General features: G+C 71.5%; 18 protein-coding genes. 11 read left to right on the top strand and 7 right to left on the bottom strand.

The window, feature by feature from the left end; all coding sequences use genetic code 11:
• Window positions 1–125: 125 nt before the first annotated feature.
• A complete protein-coding gene (locus ACFY2Z_RS11640; protein ID WP_390743980.1) occupies window positions 126–986 on the top strand; it encodes a cache domain-containing protein in 861 nt (286 codons plus the stop codon).
• A 58-nt stretch (window positions 987–1044) separates the two neighbouring features.
• Here the strand turns inward: ACFY2Z_RS11640 and ACFY2Z_RS11635 are convergent, their stop codons facing one another.
• Window positions 1045–1965: a LysR family transcriptional regulator ArgP gene (locus ACFY2Z_RS11635; RefSeq protein ID WP_390743979.1), complete on the bottom strand. Its 921-nt coding sequence runs from the start codon at window positions 1963–1965 to the stop codon at window positions 1045–1047.
• Window positions 1966–2031: 66 nt separating this feature from the next.
• Here ACFY2Z_RS11635 and ACFY2Z_RS11630 point away from each other — a divergent pair, with 66 nt between their 5' ends.
• The 3 genes from ACFY2Z_RS11630 to ACFY2Z_RS11620 all read left to right on the top strand — a co-directional run bounded on the left by ACFY2Z_RS11630 (window position 2032) and on the right by ACFY2Z_RS11620 (window position 4615).
• Window positions 2032–2643, top strand: a complete 612-nt coding sequence (locus tag ACFY2Z_RS11630) for a LysE/ArgO family amino acid transporter (protein ID WP_390743978.1) — start codon at window positions 2032–2034, stop codon at window positions 2641–2643.
• Between the two features lie 97 nt (window positions 2644–2740).
• A complete protein-coding gene (locus tag ACFY2Z_RS11625) occupies window positions 2741–4099 on the top strand; it encodes an MFS transporter (RefSeq protein ID WP_390743977.1) in 1359 nt (452 codons plus the stop codon).
• A gap of 144 nt (window positions 4100–4243) precedes the next feature.
• Complete coding sequence (locus tag ACFY2Z_RS11620; RefSeq protein WP_390743976.1) at window positions 4244–4615, top strand: DUF6479 family protein; 372 nt, start codon at window positions 4244–4246, stop codon at window positions 4613–4615.
• Window positions 4616–4710: 95 nt separating this feature from the next.
• Here the strand turns inward: ACFY2Z_RS11620 and ACFY2Z_RS11615 are convergent, their stop codons facing one another.
• Window positions 4711–5676, bottom strand: a complete 966-nt coding sequence (locus tag ACFY2Z_RS11615) for an ATP-dependent DNA ligase (protein ID WP_390743975.1) — start codon at window positions 5674–5676, stop codon at window positions 4711–4713.
• A gap of 369 nt (window positions 5677–6045) precedes the next feature.
• The gene (locus ACFY2Z_RS11610; protein WP_390743974.1) at window positions 6046–6939 is read right to left on the bottom strand and encodes a Gfo/Idh/MocA family protein; all 894 of its coding nucleotides are present in this window, start codon (window positions 6937–6939) and stop codon (window positions 6046–6048) included.
• 165 nt (window positions 6940–7104) lie between these two features.
• Between ACFY2Z_RS11610 and ACFY2Z_RS11605 the strand changes: the two genes are divergently transcribed.
• A complete protein-coding gene (locus tag ACFY2Z_RS11605) occupies window positions 7105–8529 on the top strand; it encodes a M1 family metallopeptidase (RefSeq protein WP_390743973.1) in 1425 nt (474 codons plus the stop codon).
• Between the two features lies 1 nt (window position 8530).
• On the opposite strand, the gene ACFY2Z_RS11600 is transcribed toward ACFY2Z_RS11605, so the two are convergent.
• Entirely contained in the window at window positions 8531–10252 is a 1722-nt protein-coding gene (locus ACFY2Z_RS11600; RefSeq protein WP_390743972.1) for an ArnT family glycosyltransferase, read from the bottom strand.
• Window positions 10253–10371: 119 nt separating this feature from the next.
• Window positions 10372–10872: a hypothetical protein gene (locus ACFY2Z_RS11595; RefSeq protein WP_390743971.1), complete on the bottom strand. Its 501-nt coding sequence runs from the start codon at window positions 10870–10872 to the stop codon at window positions 10372–10374.
• Between the two features lie 252 nt (window positions 10873–11124).
• Between ACFY2Z_RS11595 and ACFY2Z_RS11590 the strand changes: the two genes are divergently transcribed.
• Window positions 11125–11655: a hypothetical protein gene (locus tag ACFY2Z_RS11590; RefSeq protein WP_390743970.1), complete on the top strand. Its 531-nt coding sequence runs from the start codon at window positions 11125–11127 to the stop codon at window positions 11653–11655.
• 260 nt (window positions 11656–11915) lie between these two features.
• On the opposite strand, the gene ACFY2Z_RS11585 is transcribed toward ACFY2Z_RS11590, so the two are convergent.
• The gene (locus tag ACFY2Z_RS11585) at window positions 11916–12176 is read right to left on the bottom strand and encodes a hypothetical protein (protein ID WP_390743969.1); all 261 of its coding nucleotides are present in this window, start codon (window positions 12174–12176) and stop codon (window positions 11916–11918) included.
• A 152-nt stretch (window positions 12177–12328) separates the two neighbouring features.
• Window positions 12329–12721 (bottom strand): transcriptional regulator, encoded by a 393-nt coding sequence (locus ACFY2Z_RS11580; protein WP_390743968.1) that lies wholly within the window; start codon window positions 12719–12721, stop codon window positions 12329–12331.
• A 234-nt stretch (window positions 12722–12955) separates the two neighbouring features.
• Here ACFY2Z_RS11580 and ACFY2Z_RS11575 point away from each other — a divergent pair, with 234 nt between their 5' ends.
• The 5 genes from ACFY2Z_RS11575 to ACFY2Z_RS11555 all read left to right on the top strand — a co-directional run bounded on the left by ACFY2Z_RS11575 (window position 12956) and on the right by ACFY2Z_RS11555 (window position 17354).
• Complete coding sequence (locus ACFY2Z_RS11575; protein WP_311695359.1) at window positions 12956–13168, top strand: hypothetical protein; 213 nt, start codon at window positions 12956–12958, stop codon at window positions 13166–13168.
• Window positions 13169–13376: 208 nt separating this feature from the next.
• Entirely contained in the window at window positions 13377–13595 is a 219-nt protein-coding gene (locus ACFY2Z_RS11570) for a hypothetical protein (RefSeq protein ID WP_311695206.1), read from the top strand.
• A gap of 79 nt (window positions 13596–13674) precedes the next feature.
• Window positions 13675–15558 carry a hypothetical protein gene (locus tag ACFY2Z_RS11565; protein WP_390743967.1) on the top strand — a complete coding sequence of 628 codons (1884 nt, stop codon included), beginning with the start codon at window positions 13675–13677 and terminating at the stop codon, window positions 15556–15558.
• A 134-nt stretch (window positions 15559–15692) separates the two neighbouring features.
• Window positions 15693–16367 carry a hypothetical protein gene (locus tag ACFY2Z_RS11560; protein WP_390743966.1) on the top strand — a complete coding sequence of 225 codons (675 nt, stop codon included), beginning with the start codon at window positions 15693–15695 and terminating at the stop codon, window positions 16365–16367.
• Window positions 16368–16703: 336 nt separating this feature from the next.
• Window positions 16704–17354 carry a DUF4360 domain-containing protein gene (locus ACFY2Z_RS11555; protein ID WP_390743965.1) on the top strand — a complete coding sequence of 217 codons (651 nt, stop codon included), beginning with the start codon at window positions 16704–16706 and terminating at the stop codon, window positions 17352–17354.
• Window positions 17355–17368 lie beyond the last annotated feature (14 nt).

Here is a 17368-nt window from a genome sequence, read left to right as displayed (position 1 = left end):
GCGGGCGGATGGCGTGGTCAACACCCTATGGAGGGTCGCCGTTCTGATCAACTTCTGTCTGTGTAAGGTGAGTTGACGGAGAGTCAAGATGCGGTGAAGCGAGCCGGGCGTATACGGTCGCGGTCATGTCCGACCTCCCGCAGCAGCCCGGCGCCGCGCCGTGCCTCGCCCCCCAGGCCGTCCCGACGGGCCCGAGTCCCACCGCGAGAGACGGCGGCCGCCACACGGGTGCGGCCACGGCGACAATCGACGCGGTCACGGAAGCCGGCGTGGCGGCCCAGGTGCGCCACACCCTGGAAGCCGTCTTCGACACCGTCGCCCGGGTCCGGGCCGACACCACGGCCCTGCTGACCCGTGTCGCCGCCGAGGGCCGTGCCCCGCAGACCGCCGACCTCGCCGTGCTGCGCCCCGGTCTTCACCAGGACCTCGTCCGGCGCGAACTGGTCTCCGGAGTCGGCTTCGTGGCGGCCCCGGGGCTGCTCGGCGATGCACCGGCGTGGCTGGAGTGGTGGCAGAGCGATTCCGACGGGGGCGTACGACCGCTGCTGCTGGACCTAGACCCACGGCAGTCCGCGTACTCCGACTACACACACTGGGACTGGTTCGCGCTGCCCCGTGACACCGGCCATCGCGCCGTCGCCGGTCCGTACGTCGACTACCTCTGTTCCGACGAGTACAGCCTCACCCTGTCCGCGCCGGTGCATGTGGCGGGCCGGTTCGCCGGGGTCGCCGCGGCGGACGTCTACCTCAGACACTTCGAGGCGGCCGTGATGCCGTTGCTCAAGGAACTGCCCCGAGCGACGCACCTGGTCAACGCGCGCGGCCGGGTGGCGGCCTCGGCCGACCCGGCCCATCTGGTCGGCTCGCTCACCAAGGGCCCCGACTTCGGCGCCGTGCTCACCGGGGCGCGGGCCCACCGCCACGAGGGGCTGCGGCTCGTTCCGTGCGACGACATTCCGCTCGTCCTCGTCGTCGCGGAGGGCTGACCCGGCCGGGCGCCCCCGCGGACGCGGGAAGCGGGGTGCACGCCCCGTCAGAGAGACGTCAGGCGCGCGGCGCGGTGCCGAGCGCGTTCCCGGCCGCCGTCACGACCGCGTCGGCCACCGCCGCCAGCGCGACGGAGTCCAGCTTCCACTGCTGCCAGTACAGCGGGACCTCCGACGGCCGGTCCGCGGCCAGGTTCACCAGCCGTCCCGACCGCAGCAGCGGCCCGGCCTGCGGCTCGGGCACCAGACCCCACCCCATCCCGGCCGCGACGGCGTCGAGGTACCCCTCCGACGTCGGTACGAAATGCCGCCGCGCACCGGCGCCCTCGGCGGTGCGCAGCTCACGCAGGAACCGGTCCTGGAGGTCGTCGCGCCGGTCGAAGGCGATGACGGGCGCGTCGCCGATCACCTCGCGCAACGGCACCTCGGGCCGGCGGCCGAGCCACCGGTCGGCGAACGCCGGGCTCGCCACCGCCAGATACCGCATCCGTCCCAGCCCCCGCACACTGCAGCCCGCCACCGGCTCCGGGGACGACGTCACCGCGGCCATCACCCGTCCCTCGCGCAGCAGGGTGGCCGTATGGGCCTCGTCCTCGCGGCGCAGTTCGAAGCAGATCCGCAGGTCCTCGGGCACTTGGGAGAGAGCAGGCAGGAACCAGGTCGCCAGTGAGTCCGCGTTCACCGCGATCGACAGCCGCGTCATCTCCCCGGCGCCGGTCATCCCCAGGTCGGCCCGGGCCTCCCGCTCCAGCCGGGCGAGCTGACGCGCGAACCGCACGATCACCTCACCCGACTCGGTGGGCCGCACCGGCTTCGCCCGGGTCAGCAGCACCCGTCCGGTGCGCTGCTCCAGCGCCTTGACCCGCTGGCTGACCGCGGAGGGCGTCACATGCAGGACGCGCGCGGCCGCGTCGAAGGTGCCCTCGTCCACCACGGCGAGCAGCGTCCGTACCTGGTCCAGCGGAAGTTCTGACATCACGAACGCTAATGTTACGTAAGAATCTTTAGCTGTACTTCGGATGTCCTGGTACATAGCGTCCCGCTCATGACCCTCGCACTGACGGCCCTCGCCGCCGGATTCGCCACCGGACTGTCCCTCATCGTCGTCATCGGCGCCCAGAACACCTTCGTGCTGCGCCAGGGCATCCGCCGCGAGGCCGTCCTCGCCGTCGTCGGCATCTGCGCCCTGTCGGACGCCGCCCTGATCGCGCTCGGCGTCGGTGGAGTAGGAGCCGTCGTCGTGGCCTGGCCCGGGGCGCTGACCGCGGTCGGTCTGATCGGCGGCGCCTTCCTGCTGGTCTACGGAGCCCTCGCCGCCCGCCGGGTGCTGCGGCCCTCGGCCATGGGGCTGGACGGCACCTCCGAGCGCTCCCGCAGGCGAGCCGTGCTCACCTGTCTGGCGATGACCTGGCTCAACCCGCACGTCTACCTCGACACCGTCTTTCTGCTCGGCTCCCTCGCGGCCGGCCACGGCTCGCTGCGCTGGACCTTCGGGCTCGGCGCGGCCCTGGCCAGCCTGTGCTGGTTCGCCGCCCTCGGCTTCGGTGCCCGGCTGCTCGGCCGCTTTCTGTCCCGCCCCTCCTCCTGGCGTGTGCTGGACGCCCTGGTCGCGGTGACGATGGTCACAACCGGTGGCCTGCTGATCACCGGACCCTGAGCCCGGGCGGCCGGAAGGCCCCCGACGGCCGGGAGCGCGGGCCCATCGGTGATAGTGAACCGGGAATCAAAAGGTGTATTGAGCAGCTAGGAAGTCCGTGGACACGAGCGAGAGCACGACCGACAACGGAACCGACGGCGGAAATAGCAGCGGAACAGACAGCGGAACAGACAGCGGAACAGCGGCTCAGGACGACGGGCAGGACGCGGGGGGAGCCAAGAGGCGGGGATGGCGCCGCTGGGCGATGGACACCCGGCCGCTGCGCCGCCCCGCCTACCGCCGCCTGTGGACGTCGACGGTCATCACGAGTGTCGGCAGCCAGCTCACCGCGGTCGCGGTGCCCAAGCAGATCTACGACATCACGGGCTCCTCCGCATGGGTGGGCTACGCCAGTCTGGCGGGCCTGCTGCCGCTCGCGGTGTTCGGCCTGTGGGGCGGCGCGATCGCCGACAGCATGGACCGCCGTAGGCTCCTGCTGCTCACCAACTCGGGTCTCGCGGTCACGTCCGTGCTCTTCTGGGTCCAGGCCGCCATCGGTCTGGACTCGGTGGTCGTGCTCATGGCGCTGCTCGCCCTCCAGCAGGCCTTCTTCGGCCTCAACTCCCCGGCCCGCAGCGCCTCCATCGCCCGACTGGTACCGGCGGAGGAACTCCCGGCGGCGAACGCGCTCGGCTCGACCGTGATGCAGACCGGCCTGGTCGCGGGCCCGCTCCTGGCGGGCGTGCTGATCCCCGTGATCGGCCTGTCCGAGTTGTATCTGATCGACGCCCTGGCGCTGTGCGTGACGGTGTGGGCCGTGCTGCGGCTCCCCGCGCTGCCACCCCTGTCGGCGGCGGTGAGGAGCAGCGCCGGCTGGCAGGCGATAGCCGACGGATTCCGCTACATGTCGCTGCACAAGGTGCTGCTGCTGTCCTTTCTCGCCGACATCATCGCCATGGTGCTGGGCATGCCCCGGGCGCTGTTTCCGCAGCTCGCCGCCCACACCTATGAGTCCCACGGGGAAGGACTCGCGCTCGGACTGCTGTTCGCGGCCATTCCGATCGGCGCCGTGCTGGGCGGTTTGATGTCCGGCACGTTCTCCCGTGCGCGCCGCCACGGACTCATGGTCATCCTGTCGGTGATCGCCTGGGGCGCGGCCATCACCGGCCTCGGACTCACCACGAACCTCTGGGTGGCCGTGGTCTTCCTGGCCGCCGCCGGAGTCGCCGACATGGTCTCGATGGTCTTCCGCGGGGCCATTCTCCTGTCGGCCGCCACCGACGAGATGCGAGGCCGGATGCAGGGCGTGTTCATCGTCGTCGTCGCGGGCGGCCCCCGTCTCGCGGACGTCCTGCACGGCACGGTCGGCTCGGCCCTCGGCGTCCGCACGGCCATCGCGGGCGGCGGCCTCCTGGTGGTCCTCGCCACTCTGGTCCTCGCCCTCGCGACCCCGGCCCTGCGCGAGTACCGGATCTGACCGGGCACCTCGTCGGGGACCGGAACCTGGTCAAGGAAATACGACTGTCGCGCGTCCGGCAATTCCCGGGCGCGCGACTGGCGTATTTCCGGGAGTAATTCCCGGGGGAGCGCGATTTCCATTCGACGGGAGTATGGTCGGATTATGAATACGATGAGCTACGTACTGCTGGCGGTATCGCAGGAACAGGTCAACGTGTTCCTCGCCTTCATCGGCGGTATGGTCGTCTCCGGGGCACTGATCTGGGCCGTACGGATCGGTATGGTCGTGCGAGACCGGGAACCGGACCCACCCACCCCTGAGGAACAGCCGCACCTCCCCGACACCGGCCCCGTCCTCGAGGAGCGGGAGGTCCGGGAGCCGGAAGAGATGCCGCACGCCGCGCAGGAGAGCGAACGGCTCATGCCGTACGAGCTTCATCACGCGGCGAGCAAACGCTGCGACGACCAGCAACGCAAGCGCTGGCTCCCCGGCTCCAGCGGTGCGTTCGGCAGCGGCGGCCCGGGCCACGTCTGAGCCGCCCACGACCGCCACGCCACCGGTCCGGCGCGTTTGCCCCGGCACGTATGCAGGCAGTACGTCCGGGGCGGACGCGCCGGGCTTCGGCGCTCTCACGGCAGCTCGGCCGCAGACTCCTCCGGCGTCAGATCCGGACGCATCCGCAGCCATGACGGCTGTCTGAGCAGCCCGGACCGGGTGCGCGTGCTGTAGCGGACCTCGCCGACGAGTCTCGGCAGGACCCAGCGGGCCCCCGTCACCCGGGGGTCCCGGTCGAAGGGGCACACCCGTGACTCCAGGGGCGTGAGCAGCCGGGCGAGTTCTTCCCGCTCCGCCTCGCTCCAGCCGGTGCCGACCCGGCCCACGTAGCGCAGCCGCCCCGCCTCCCGCTGCCCCACCAGCAGCGCCCCGGGCAGCCCCGACAGCCGGCCCTGGCCGGGCAGCCAGCCGCCGACGATCACATCCACCGCCCGAACATTGCGGATCTTGATCCAGGACCGGGACCGCACCCCCGGCTCGTACACCGAGTCCAGCCGCTTGCACACCAGCCCCTCCAGACCGCTCTCCCGCGTCGCCTCCAGGGCCTGGGCGCCGTGGCCCACGATCGCGCCCGGCGTCGACCAGTGCGGCCCGCCCAGCGCGAGCGCCTCCAGCTGCCGCCGACGCTCCGCGTAGGGGAGCCGCGTGAGGTCGTGCCGCAGGAACATCACGTCGAACAGCACCAGATGCACAGGCGTCTGCGCCGCACGGCGCGCCGCCAGCGCCGGTGAGTGGGCCAGTCCCATCCGGGACTGCAGCCGCTGGAAGTCCCCCCGCCCCCGCTCGTCCGGTGCCACCACCTCCCCGTCCAGCACGGCGGGTGTCGCGCCCAGGACGCCCCCCAGCGAACGCAACTCGGGATACGCCCCCGTGATGATCTCCCCCGACCGGGCGCGCAGTTCCACACTGCCGTCACCGGGCAGATAGACCACCGCCCGCTGGCCGTCCTGCTTGGTCTCGTACGCCCACCGGTCGTCCTGCCGGGCGGGCGGCAGCACGCCGGGCGTGGCGAGCATGGGGGCGATCAGCGGAAGTCTCACGAGTCAGTTGTCGACGCCGCCGGGCACCGGCAGGCGTCCCGTCCCGGCGTTTTCCCCTGAACGGCGCCGGAGCCGTCGCTGCGGCCGGGAAGGTTTGCCGCGGGCGAACCTTCCCGGCCGCAGCATCAGTGCCCGGCTGCCCCAAGCTCTCGGCTCCTCTCGAGCAGGGGGAGCCCATGACGCCGCTCCTCGACGGGCGAACGTTGCCTGCCGGGGCACAAGTGCCCTGCGCCATTGATTCGTCGTCAGTTCTTGGGTGCCGCAGCGCTGCCGGCTCCCCGAGTACGCCGAAGCTGGGGGCCGAGCGGGCGGCCAACCTACCCGGCGGGACGGGGTGCGAATCCACCTACGAACTTCAGGCGCAGGACACTAGGTCAGCGCGGCCTGAGAGATCAGTTCCTGCAACCGCAGCCCTCGCCGGACGTCCAGCTCGCCGGACACCCCGGTGCGCACGGCCGTGGCGAACTCGCGGCGCAGCACCGGCCAGGCCTCCTCGTAGTCGAGCCCGGTGGTGTCGTAGACCAGGGGAGGCCGCGGTCCGAACAGCTCGACGCGGGTGCCGCCCCGCGGGACGTCCACCGAGCCGGACAGCGAGCACTGGCTGATCGCGCCCGTGGTGTGCTCGCAGGTCAGCTCGATCCAGCGGCGGGGATCCCCGGTGCCGCGTACCCGGACGACGGGTCCGACCGCCGCGTCCAGCAGATCGAGCAGATGCGGCCCCACGTCGAGCAGCGCGCCGTGCTCCAGGCGCCACGGGGTCGCGAAGTCGCCGCCCAGGAAGGCGCCACTCAGTCCGCTGGAGCGTGCGCCGACGACTTCCGTCCCCCGTGCGGCGGCCAGGAACCGACGGGCCGCCGGGTGGTAGCGGTTGCTCAGGACGAGCTGGGAGACGACCCCTGCCTCCCCGACCGTGTCCGCCAGCCGTCGCGCCGAGGCCAGATCCCCTCCGAGCGGCTTCTCCAGCAGCAGGGCCCGGCCCGCCCGTGCGGCCCGCCCGGCCAGTTCGGCCTGGACCGCCGGAGGGACCGAGAAAGCCACCGCGTCGCAGGAGTCCAGGAGTTCCTCGAACCGGTCGGTGGCCTTCGCGCCGTACGGGGCCGCGGTCTCGCCGGCCGCCTCCTCGCGGCGCGCCCACACCGCCGTCAGGCGGGTCTCCGGCCCGGCCGCGAGCACCCGTGCGTGCACGGCGCGCGCCCAGGGCCCCGCCCCGACGAGCCCCACCCGCAGGGGCTCCCCGGTCCACGGCGGCAACAGATCAGTCATGGCACGAACTCCATCACGTCTCCACGGACTTGAACAGAACCGCTTCCCGTACCGGTCCAACCCCCGCCCGATACCAGGGAACTTGACCGAACACAGATGACTCCGGGGACGGGCCGCACCCTAAGCTGACGGCCGTTGATCATCCGTCCCTCGACAGGAGTCACCGTGACGCCACCCCGTCCGCACACCCGCAGACGCAGCACCGTCCTTCCCCGGCAGGCCGTCGCAGGAACGGTCCCCGTCGCCCTCGCCGCCTTGCTCGCCGCCGCGGGCCCCGCCGCGGCCGGCACCGTGGGCGCGTCCGGGGCGGGCGACCCGTACTTCCCGCTCGAGGGCAACGGCGGCTACGACGTGTGCCATTACGACCTGACCCTCGGCTACACCCCGGTCGGCCGCCACCTCGACGGCCAGGCCGTCCTGCACGCCCGGGCCACCCAGCGCCTCACCCGCTTCGACCTCGATCTCCAGGGCCTCAAGGTCACCGCGGTCACCGTCGACCACCACAAGGCGTCCTTCCGCCGCGACGGGCAGGAACTCGTGGTCTCCCCGCGGCACGCGCTGCGCAAGGGCCAGGACTTCCGTGTCGCCGTCAGCTACCAGGGCACGCCCAAGCCGGTCACCGACCCCGACGGCTCGCTCGACGGCTGGATGCCCACCGACGACGGCGCGTTCGTGGCGGGCGAGCCGCAGGGCGCCATGACCTGGTTCCCCGTGAACAGCCACCCGCGGGACAAGGCGTCGTACGACATCACGATCACCGTGCCACGGGACCGCACCGCCGTCTCCAACGGCGTCCTGGTCAGCCGGAAGACCGCCCACGGGCACACCACGTTCCACTGGCGCCAGTCCGAGCCGATGGCCGCGTACCTGGCCACGGCGACCGTGGGTAGGTTCGACGTCGAGCAGTACACCACCCGGGACGGCATCAAGATCTTCAACGCCGTCGACCCGCGCGAGGCGTCCGCCGCCGCCCCCGTGCTCAAGAAGCTGCCCTCCGTCCTCGCCTGGGAGAGCAAGCTCTTCGGCCCCTACCCCTTCCGCGCGGGCGGCGCCATCGTCGACAAGGCCACGAACGTCGGCTACGCGCTGGAGACACAGACCCGGCCGGTCTACGACCGGGCCCCCGATCTGAGCACCCTGGTGCACGAGAGCGCTCACCAGTGGTTCGGCGACTCGGTCAGCCTCACCCGCTGGCAGGACATCTGGCTCAACGAGGGCTTCGCCACCTACGCCGAGTGGCTCTACGGCGAGCAGCACGGAGGCACGACGGCACAGCAGTCCTTCGACGCGCTCTACGCCCGCCCGGCGAGCGACGAGTTGTGGGCCTTCCCACCCGCCGACCCCGGCAGCGGGGCCCACATCTTCGACACACCGGTCTACGCCCGGGGCGCCATGGTCCTGCACCGGCTGCGCACGACCGTAGGCGACGCGGTGTTCTTCCGCATCCTGCGCACCTGGGCGGCCGAACACCGCGGCGGCCACGGCACCACGGCCCAGTTCATACGGCTCTCGGAGCGTCTGTCGGGCAAGGACCTCGGGGCGCTGTTCCACACCTGGATCGGCACGGCGGGCAAGCCCACCGCGCCCTGATCTACGGCCGCCGGAAGATCGTGATGGAGTGTCCGACGTCGTCGACCGCCCTGCTGCCGCGGATCAGCCGCTTCAGCGGTCCCTGCGCCTTGGCGATCGACGAGTCGGACACCACCAGCAGCCCGTGCACCCGCTCCGGCCGCACCTTGAGCGGGTCACGGCCGTGGATGCCGTACCAGGAGGGCACGCCGCTGCCTTTGTAGACCAGCCACACCTCCCGCTCCCGCGGGTAGCGCTCACGCAGCCGGTCGGCCAGCCGCCCGAGGTCCTGGCCCCAGTCGACGTTCGAGTCGTGCAGCCTGAGACGGGTCTTCGCGGGACCGCCGAAGGCCTCATTGGAGTACGGGAGGTAGTACGGGTAGGTGCGCAGCGAGCTGACCGCGACGAACGCGAGCAGCACCGCCGTCACGGCGTACGCCCCACGCCGCCGCAGCGCGACCACACAGGCGGCCGCCACGGCCAGGAACACCGGCACGAACAGCGCGTAGCGCACCCCGAGGTCACGTGACCCCTGCAGGGCCGCCGCCAGCAGCACCCCCGGCACCACCAGCACATACGGCACGGCCGCGCGCAGCGGGGGCACCGCCGCCATGACCCCGGCACCGAGCAGCCACAGCGCCAGCATGCCGAGCGGTGTCTTCACCAGGAGCGCGGCCGGCAGGTAGTACCACAGCGCGCCGGCGTAGACGTGGCCGAACAGATAGCCGTGCCAGGTGGCGCTCTCGAAGCCGAACTGGATCCGCATCCCGTCGCGGTACGCGTCGGGGAACGGCAGCACGTCGATCAGCAGCCTCCGCAGGCCGTGCACCGCTGGTACGTTCGCCGGCGTCGTCCACCGCAGCCGGGGATCCACGGCCAGATACACGGCCCATACGACCGCGATCAGCACCAGTGCGACACCGGCGGCCGCCGCCAGGGCTCCCGCCGCGCGCCGCCGCCGGGGCACGGTGCCGGCGGTCGCCCGCCAGTACGACCAGGCGGCCAGCACCAGCAGGACCGGCACCGCGGGCAGGGTGCTCATCTTCGTGGCGACGGCGGCGCCTGTCGCGAGACCGGCGAGGAGCAGATACGGCAGCGGTCGGCGCCGGGCACGCCACAGCATCCAAGTCGCGGTCACCACGAACCCCGCGGCGGGCATGTCGAGGGTGGCCAGCGAGCCGTTGGTGATCAGATCGGGGGAGAACGTGTACAGGGCCAGCGCCACCAGGCCGCCCACCCGTCCCACGAGATCGCGCGCGAAGCCGAAGACGACCAGCCCGAACAGCAGCGTCACCACCATCACCGGCAGCCGGGCCCAGAACATCACCCGCCAGGGGTCGTTGCCCGACTCGTACAGCAGCCGTCGCCCCAACTGCCCCTGGTCACCGTGGAATCCGGCCTTCAGATGCGGATGCGCGAACACCGTGCCGACCGCGACGACGAGCTTGCCGAGCGGCGGGTGCTCCGGGTTGAACCGCAGACTGTGCTCCCGGACGTACACCACCGCCGTGCCCACGTAGACGGGTTCGTCGATGGTGGGCGTCTGCCGCACGGCGGTGGTGACCATGGCCACGGCCATCTGCGCCAGCAGCGCGACCACCAGCAGCGCCAGCAGCGGCCGCCGGTGGCGCCGCAGCCGCTCCCGGTGGCTGCCGCCCCGCCGACCGCCGGCCGGCGCCGCACCGGGGGCCGCGGCGGGCCCGTCGTCGGCTGCGAGGAGCGACTGCTGTTCGTACGTCATCATGTCCTCTGCTACGTCGGAACGGCAGGACCTTGCTCAACGGCGCACGGGGCACGGGGCACGGCGGGCCACGCGTGCGAGCACCGGAGGAGAAGAGCGGGACACCGCAGGTGCCGGGCCCGTCAGGGCCGCACGTACTCCTGCCGCACGGTGGAGGCGAGATGGGCGAGGGCGTCCTCGGCCCGGGTGCGGTCGGCGTCGTCGAGCGCGCCGAGCGCGTCGGCCGCGGCCTCCCGCACCGGCCGGGGCACCTCGTCCAGTGCGGCCATCCGGTAGGCGACCGTGCGCCGCGCGGCCCGTTCCTCGGGGGTGACCCCCGCCGGCCCCGTGCGCGGGAAGACCGCGGCCTCGTACACGGCGATGTGCAGGAGCACGCCGTGGGCTATCCCCTCGGCGTAGCCGCGCACCCCGGCCTGCCGCCGGGCCGCCGCGAAGTGGGTGAGCGCCCGGCGGCGGAAGAAGAACGTGACGAGCGCGGTCGCCGCGCCGGTGCCCGCCGCGGCGACGAGCGCGATCCGCGCCCCGCCGAAGAGGGCGCCGAGGAGAGCGCCGCTCGCGGTGGTCAGACAGACCAGCCCGGTGACGAGGAGACGCAGTGCGCGGGCGGGCGTGATCGGGGCCATGGCGTGCAGTGTGCCAGCCGCCACAGCGGCCCCAGGCGGGAGCCCCGGTTCCGCCGTGCCGCGGGTGGCGGCGGGCGTGATGTGCGACACGTGCACGACGGTCCCCCTCGGGGCCTTCGGGGGATCCTTGCTGCGCATCGCTTGATCGGTGATCAAGCGGGGAAAATCCGCTGACCACGCGGTGTTCTCCGCATTTGACACTTTGTTGCGTGCGCGGATAGGAAACAAGGCGCGGAAGTGGAGAGGTGGACTGTGCGCGAGCCCCATGTGATCGGTGACTGGCAGGAATGCTCGGACGAGCATGCCGGTCTGCGTATTCGCGTGCACCGCCTGGAAAAGGCGGAGCCGCCGCGCGGGCGTGACGACGCGGCCGAGGGCCTCACGTATTTCCGCTTCCGGGTGACCGTCGAAAATCGCGGCGGGGACGTCGTCGACATCCATCTCGAGGACGGTCAACTCGACATCCGCACCGGCTCCGACGGGGAGAGCGCGTTCCTCGACTGGCGCAACTCGCAATTCATCGAGGGTTTCGATCTCTATCCGCTGCGCCGCGCGACCGCGGTGCTGTACGCCGCCGCCCCGGAGGCCTGTCTGCATCTCGTCGACATCCAGGTGCAGGTGAAAGCCGGCGAGGAATGGGCCGACCGGTACCTGTGGTCCGGCGATCTGAGCGCGCCGGACGGTATGCCGCAGGCGGGTGCCCGTCCCGACGACGTCTCGGAGATGCTGGCCGGACAGATCAGCACGTTCCTGCGTGAGCAGGCGGAACGAGGGCCGAGCTGACCCGGCGCGCCGGGGCTATTCGCCACGGTGCCGCCAGTACCACACGGCACCGGCCACGAGAGCGATCAGGAAGACGAGCGGCACGATCATGCCGGGGACGCGGGCCGGGTTCATGGTGCCGCCCGGAAGGCGGGGCGGTGGTGCTCAGGTGCGGTCTTTCCCATGGCCGTGATGGTGCCCTGCCCGGGGGCTGGTAGCCACGGTCCCGGCGTCCGGAATTGCGTACGAGGTCTGCCCCGCGCCCGGCGGCGGGCCCGCGGTCACTCGCGGTAGACGGTGAGTACGGCGCCGTTGACCTCGATGCGCTGAGGAGTGGGGCCCTCACCACGGCGGAGCATGGTGAGGCACTGGTCGAAGAGCGCGAGTTCGTCCTCGCTCAGTACGGCCGCCGCGAGGTCGAGCAGTTCTCCGATGGCCGTGTCGGTGAGGTCGGCCGGCAACTCGCCGGAGAGCAGGACCACGGATTCTCCCGTGGGCCCTTTGACGATGGCGGTGGTGGGGCCGCCGTGTACGAAGAGCAAAGTTCCCCCCAGTCGGCCCGGGGCGTGCGGCTCACGGGTCCCGGGCAGGAGGAGAGACTAGCGGCGGATCATGGGCCTTTGGGCGGGAGTGGCTACTTTTTGCGGAAGTGGCAGGCGGGGTGCGAAACCGCTGCGCTCGCCGCCGTCCGCGGTCAGGAAGCGTCCGAACCGCGGTTCAGCAGCGACTCGACCAGCGCCGCGACATGGCGGCGGTCCTCGGTCGACAGTCGCTGGACGCTGGCGATGAGCACGTCGACCTCGGGGTCGCCGGGGGTGCCGGAGACGGGCGCGGGTTCACCGGCGGGGGCGTAGAAGTGGATGCCGCACGCCTCCGCGGCGGCTTGACGGATGGACCCCAGGGGCAGTCCCAGGCCCAGGGCCAGCCCTTCGAGGGTGGCCGGCTGGGGCATGCGGGCCATGTGCTCGGTCGTGGCCAGATGGTGGACCGTGGAGCGCGGGATGCCTCCGCGGCGGGCGACGTCACCGTAGGACCAGTGCTCGCTGTCCAGTCGGTCGCGGATGATCTGCTGCAGTGCGTTGGCCACTGATGGTCACTTCCTGCTCGCCGCCGGGCGGAACTCTTCCGTGTCGGATCATTCTAGGGGCGACTTGGGCGTGTGACGGAAGGTGTTCTCCTGAACCGCTTGCGTCACACCGATCGCGGCCCGTAGTGTCCAATCTCGTTGGACAGCCCGTCCGACGGAGTTGGACGCGATCCGGGGGGACCTGACCGTGTCCGACGGAAACACGACACGAACCCTGAGGGGGAATCGATCATGATGGATCCTCGTGAGCTCGACGCCGAGTCCGCGGAGCTGCTGCCGGGCCGTGAGGCCCTGGGCCGCCTGAAGTTCAGCTTCGGCAAGACGGTGAACGTCACCAAGCACGTCGCCAACGTCTCCGCGCACAACGAGTCGGCCGCACTCAACGACCACTCCGCGTGGTCGGTGGCGGACTCGGGTGCCGCCCAGTCCATCAACATCGGCCAGTGATCCTGTGCCGCACGGGCCGGCGCCCCGGCGTCGTGCGGCACTCGGTATCGCCGCGGCGACGCATCACCACACACCTCCGCCCGCCGCGACGGTACCACCGACTGGTCTCGTCGTCTGACGACACGTCACCACCTCTCGCCGGGCGGTGCCTTGCACCGCCCGGCACCCATCAAGCCTGTCAACGAAGGTCTTTAGGAAAGGACACGCCATGAGCATGAACGCGTACGAGCTGGACGCCGAGTCCGCGGAGCTGCTGCCGGGCCGTGAGGCCCTGGGCCGCCTGAAGTTCAGCTTCGGCAAGACGGTGAACGTCACCAAGCACGTCGCCAACGTCTCCGCGCACAACGAGTCGGCCGCGGTCAACGACCACTCCGCGTGGTCGGTCGCCGAGTCCCAGGCCACCCAGTCGATCAACATCAAGCAGTAACCCCCGTACAACGAGGGCATGTCCGGCGGACCGCGCACGGGGCAGGCGCGGTCCGCCCTTGGGGGGAGGAAAGGCGCATATGACGCTGCTGGGGGACAACACCGCGGCACTGTACGACACCGGCCCCGTACCTGGGCCCGGGGGAATGCCGGTGACCTACGAGCAGGTCACCGCGGCGAACCCGACCGTCGTCGGCTTCGAGAAACCGCTCGTGCCGCGGCTCAGCGCCGGACTGCAACTGCACGGCGAGTATCAGGGATCGGGCTTCACCGAGCCCAAGTACATCGCCCGTCGGGGGGACGGGCAGGTCGTGCAGCTGTCCCGGCTGCTGCACCTGGTGGCGTCGTCGGTCGACGGCCACCGCGACATCGAGACGATCGCCCACCGGGTCAGCGCCCGGTTCGGGCGCGAGGTCAGCGCGGAGAACATCCGCTATCTGGTCGAGAACAAGCTGGACCCGCTCGGGGTGACGGTCCCCGAGGGCCAGGAGGAGGACGAGGTCGTAGCGCCCCGATCGGACCTGCTCCTCGCCCTCAAGGGCCATCGCGTCCTGTTCAACGAACGACGAGTGGCGAGGATCGCCCGGGCGCTGGCCTGGCTGCACCGCCCCCTGGTGGTGGCGGCGGTGCTCGTGGGCATCGCCGTGCTGGACGTCTGGCTGTTCGCGTTCTTCGGCGCGATCACACCCGTGCTCGAGGTGCTGGACCAGCCGGTGCTGCTGCTCGTGGTCTTCGTGCTGACCGTGGCCTCCCTGGTCTTCCACGAGTTCGGCCATGCCTCGGCCTGCCGCTACGGCGGCGCCCGGCCCGGCTGCATCGGCTGCGGCCTGTTCCTCATCTGGCCCTCGATGTACACGGACGTCACCGACGTCTACCGGATCGGACGGGCCGGCCGGCTCCGCACCGACCTCGGCGGCGTCTACTTCAACGTCGTCTTCATGCTGGCCATGGCCGGCGCCTACGCCGTGAGCGGTCAGGCGTTCTTCCTGGCCGCGGTCTATCTGGGGCACTTCGAGATCCTCGAACAGCTGATGCCGGCCGTACGGTTGGACGGCTACTACATCCTCGGCGACCTCGCCGGTGTGCCCGACCTCTACGGCAAGATCAAGCCGATCCTGCTGAGCCTGGTCCCCGGGGCCAAGGGACGCAAGGCCCGCGCCGAGGTCGCCGCGCTCAAGAAGTCGGCCCGGGTCATCGTCGCCACCTGGGTGCTCACCATGGTGCCCCTGCTGGTCGGCGAGATGGGCTACGCGCTGTGGAACCTGCCCCGGCTCACCACCACGATGGTCCGCTCGCTCACCGAGCAGGTCCTCGGCACCGGCGGCGCGTTCGCGCACGGGGAGATCGCGGCCGGGCTGATGGGCGTGGTCGGCTGCGTCATGCTGCTGTGCCCCATGGCGGGCGTGGTCTATCTGTCCGTGAAACTGGGCGGACGTCTCTGGCGGGGCGCCGCGAAGTCGACGGCCGGGCGGCCGGGTCTGCGCATGGCGCTGTGCGGGGTGCTCCTGGTCGCACTGGGCGGCCTCAGCTACGCCTGGGTCTCCGGTCTGACGCCGGAGCCGCTGCCGAAGCGGCCTCCGATCGCTCCGATCCTGCAGCCCGGTGTGTCGACCTCGGCCCCGCCCGCACGGGTCGCCACCCCATCGGACCGGCAGCACGCCACACCGTCGGCCACGGCCACCGGCGTGCCCTCGGGCGCAGTGTCCCCGACCGCCTCGGCCGCTCCCACCGTCTCGGCGAGCCCGTCCGACTCCGTGAGTCCCGGGCCGAGCGCCTCCACGACGCCGTCCGGGGCCCCCGGCGGCAAGCCGACCGGCAGTCCCGCCGCGGGCGGTCCCTCGGTGTCCGTTCCTGCGGATCCCGGCTCCGCCTCGCCGTCCCCGCCGCCCTCCGAGACCGTCACCTCGTCCCCGTCGGTCCCCGTGAGCGAGTCGCCCGCCGGGCCCACGCCGTCCGCTTCCTGAACACCCCGGGCCACGCCCCGGGGGTCGTGCGGACCGGCCCTGGGCCCGGGGCCGGTCCCGCCGTCGGCCGGGAGTGCCGTGCACCCCGGTCCGGCGGCGCCCGTTTGTCGACACCACTCCAGCAGGAGACCCAAGTGAACCAGCACCGCAAACCACGTACACATTCAGCCTTCACCCAACGCGCCGTCCGCGTCGGGCTGTTCGCCGCCGGCGCGGCCGGAATCGCGACCGCGGTTCCCGCACAGGCGGCGACGGGGACACCGCAGCACACGGCGGTCGTCACCGACCAGACCTTCAGCCGCGCCGACTTCCATCACCACACGCAGGCCAGGGACTCCTTCACGGTGCGCCAGTTCGGCACGGTCAACGCCGCCACCGTGCGCAACCAGGCCAACGCCGTCGGGGTGGGCTGCTCGGTCGACGACCACTGCCGCTCGGTCGCCCTGTCCTTCCAGATCGTCACGATGGCCGGTGAGCACACCCATCTGAACGCCCTGAACCGCGGCGACGCGGTCAACAACCACTGCGACGGCTGCCAGACCCTCGCCGGGGCCTATCAGTTCGTGGTCTCCACGCCCCGCCCCCTCAACCTCGACCAGGGGACCAGGCGGCGCCTCGACGACATCCATCGTCGACTGGACGCCCTGACCCGCTCGACCCTTCCGGCCACCGAGCTGAAGCAGCGGGCCGACGCGCTGGCCGCCGAGGTCAACACCGTGCTCAACGACGCGGTCGCGAAGGCGCCCAAGGGTGCCGAGCGGCCCACCGTGACGCTCCACCGCCACCTGGACGGCTGGCCCGCCCACTGACCGGGCCGGCCCGGCCCGCCGCCTCCGGAAGGGCCCGGGGCGGCGGGCCTCCGCGCGTTCACCCGGCGGCCCGTCGGCCGAACACGGTGAACGATTGGCCGGAGATGGCCGTTCCGGATTGATGACGCAGTACATACGATGCGGTCGCTCCCGGTCTTCACAGCTCGTTCACAGGCCGGGTGGCGCGCCTGCCCCAATTTGGCATGCGCATGATCGACCAGCTCGGTACCTGATCCAACGCACCTGGTCCGCGACGGTCCCGCCGGTGAGGGGCCGCACCCCCCAGAGCCGGCGGTGTCACGCCGCCGGAGAACCGATGCAACGGATGGGAGAACCATGGCCGGTGGACTGTTCCTCGGTGGCGCGCTAGCCGCGCTCCTCGCCACCGCATTCCCCGTACAGGACCCGTCGGGCGGCTTCACCGACCCGCCCCCGGACAAGATCGTCATCAAGATCGCCACGGTGAACGGCTCCGGCTGCCCCCGGGGCACCGCGGCGATCGCCGTCTCGCCGGACAACACCGCCTTCACGGTGACCTACAGCAACTACCTCGCCCAGGTCGGCGGGGGCGCCGATCCCACCGCGTTCCGCAAGAACTGCCAGCTCAACCTGATCGTGCATGTGCCGCAGGGCTTCACGTACGCCATCGCCAGCGCGGACTACCGGGGCTTTGCGTCCCTCCAGCGCGGGGCCGGCAGCACGGAAAAGGCCTCGTACTACTTCCAGGGCTCGTCGAGCACGGCGGCGCTCACCCACCCGTTCTCCGGTCCGTACAACGACAACTGGCAGGCCACGGACACCACGGACTGGGCGCAACTGGTGTGGGCGCCCTGTGGGGTGCAGCGCAACTTCAACATCAACACCGAACTGCGGGTCAATGCCGGCACGTCGGCGCCCGGCAGCACGAGCTTCATGACGATGGACTCGACGGACGGTGACCTGAGCACCATCTACCACCTGGCCTGGAAGGAGTGTCCCGACTCCTGATCCCCGGTCCGTCC

This window comes from Streptomyces sp. NPDC001222, from assembly GCF_042896945.1.
Taxonomy (GTDB): domain Bacteria; phylum Actinomycetota; class Actinomycetes; order Streptomycetales; family Streptomycetaceae; genus Streptomyces; species Streptomyces gibsoniae.
This window is presented reverse-complemented; position numbering and strand designations above follow the sequence as displayed.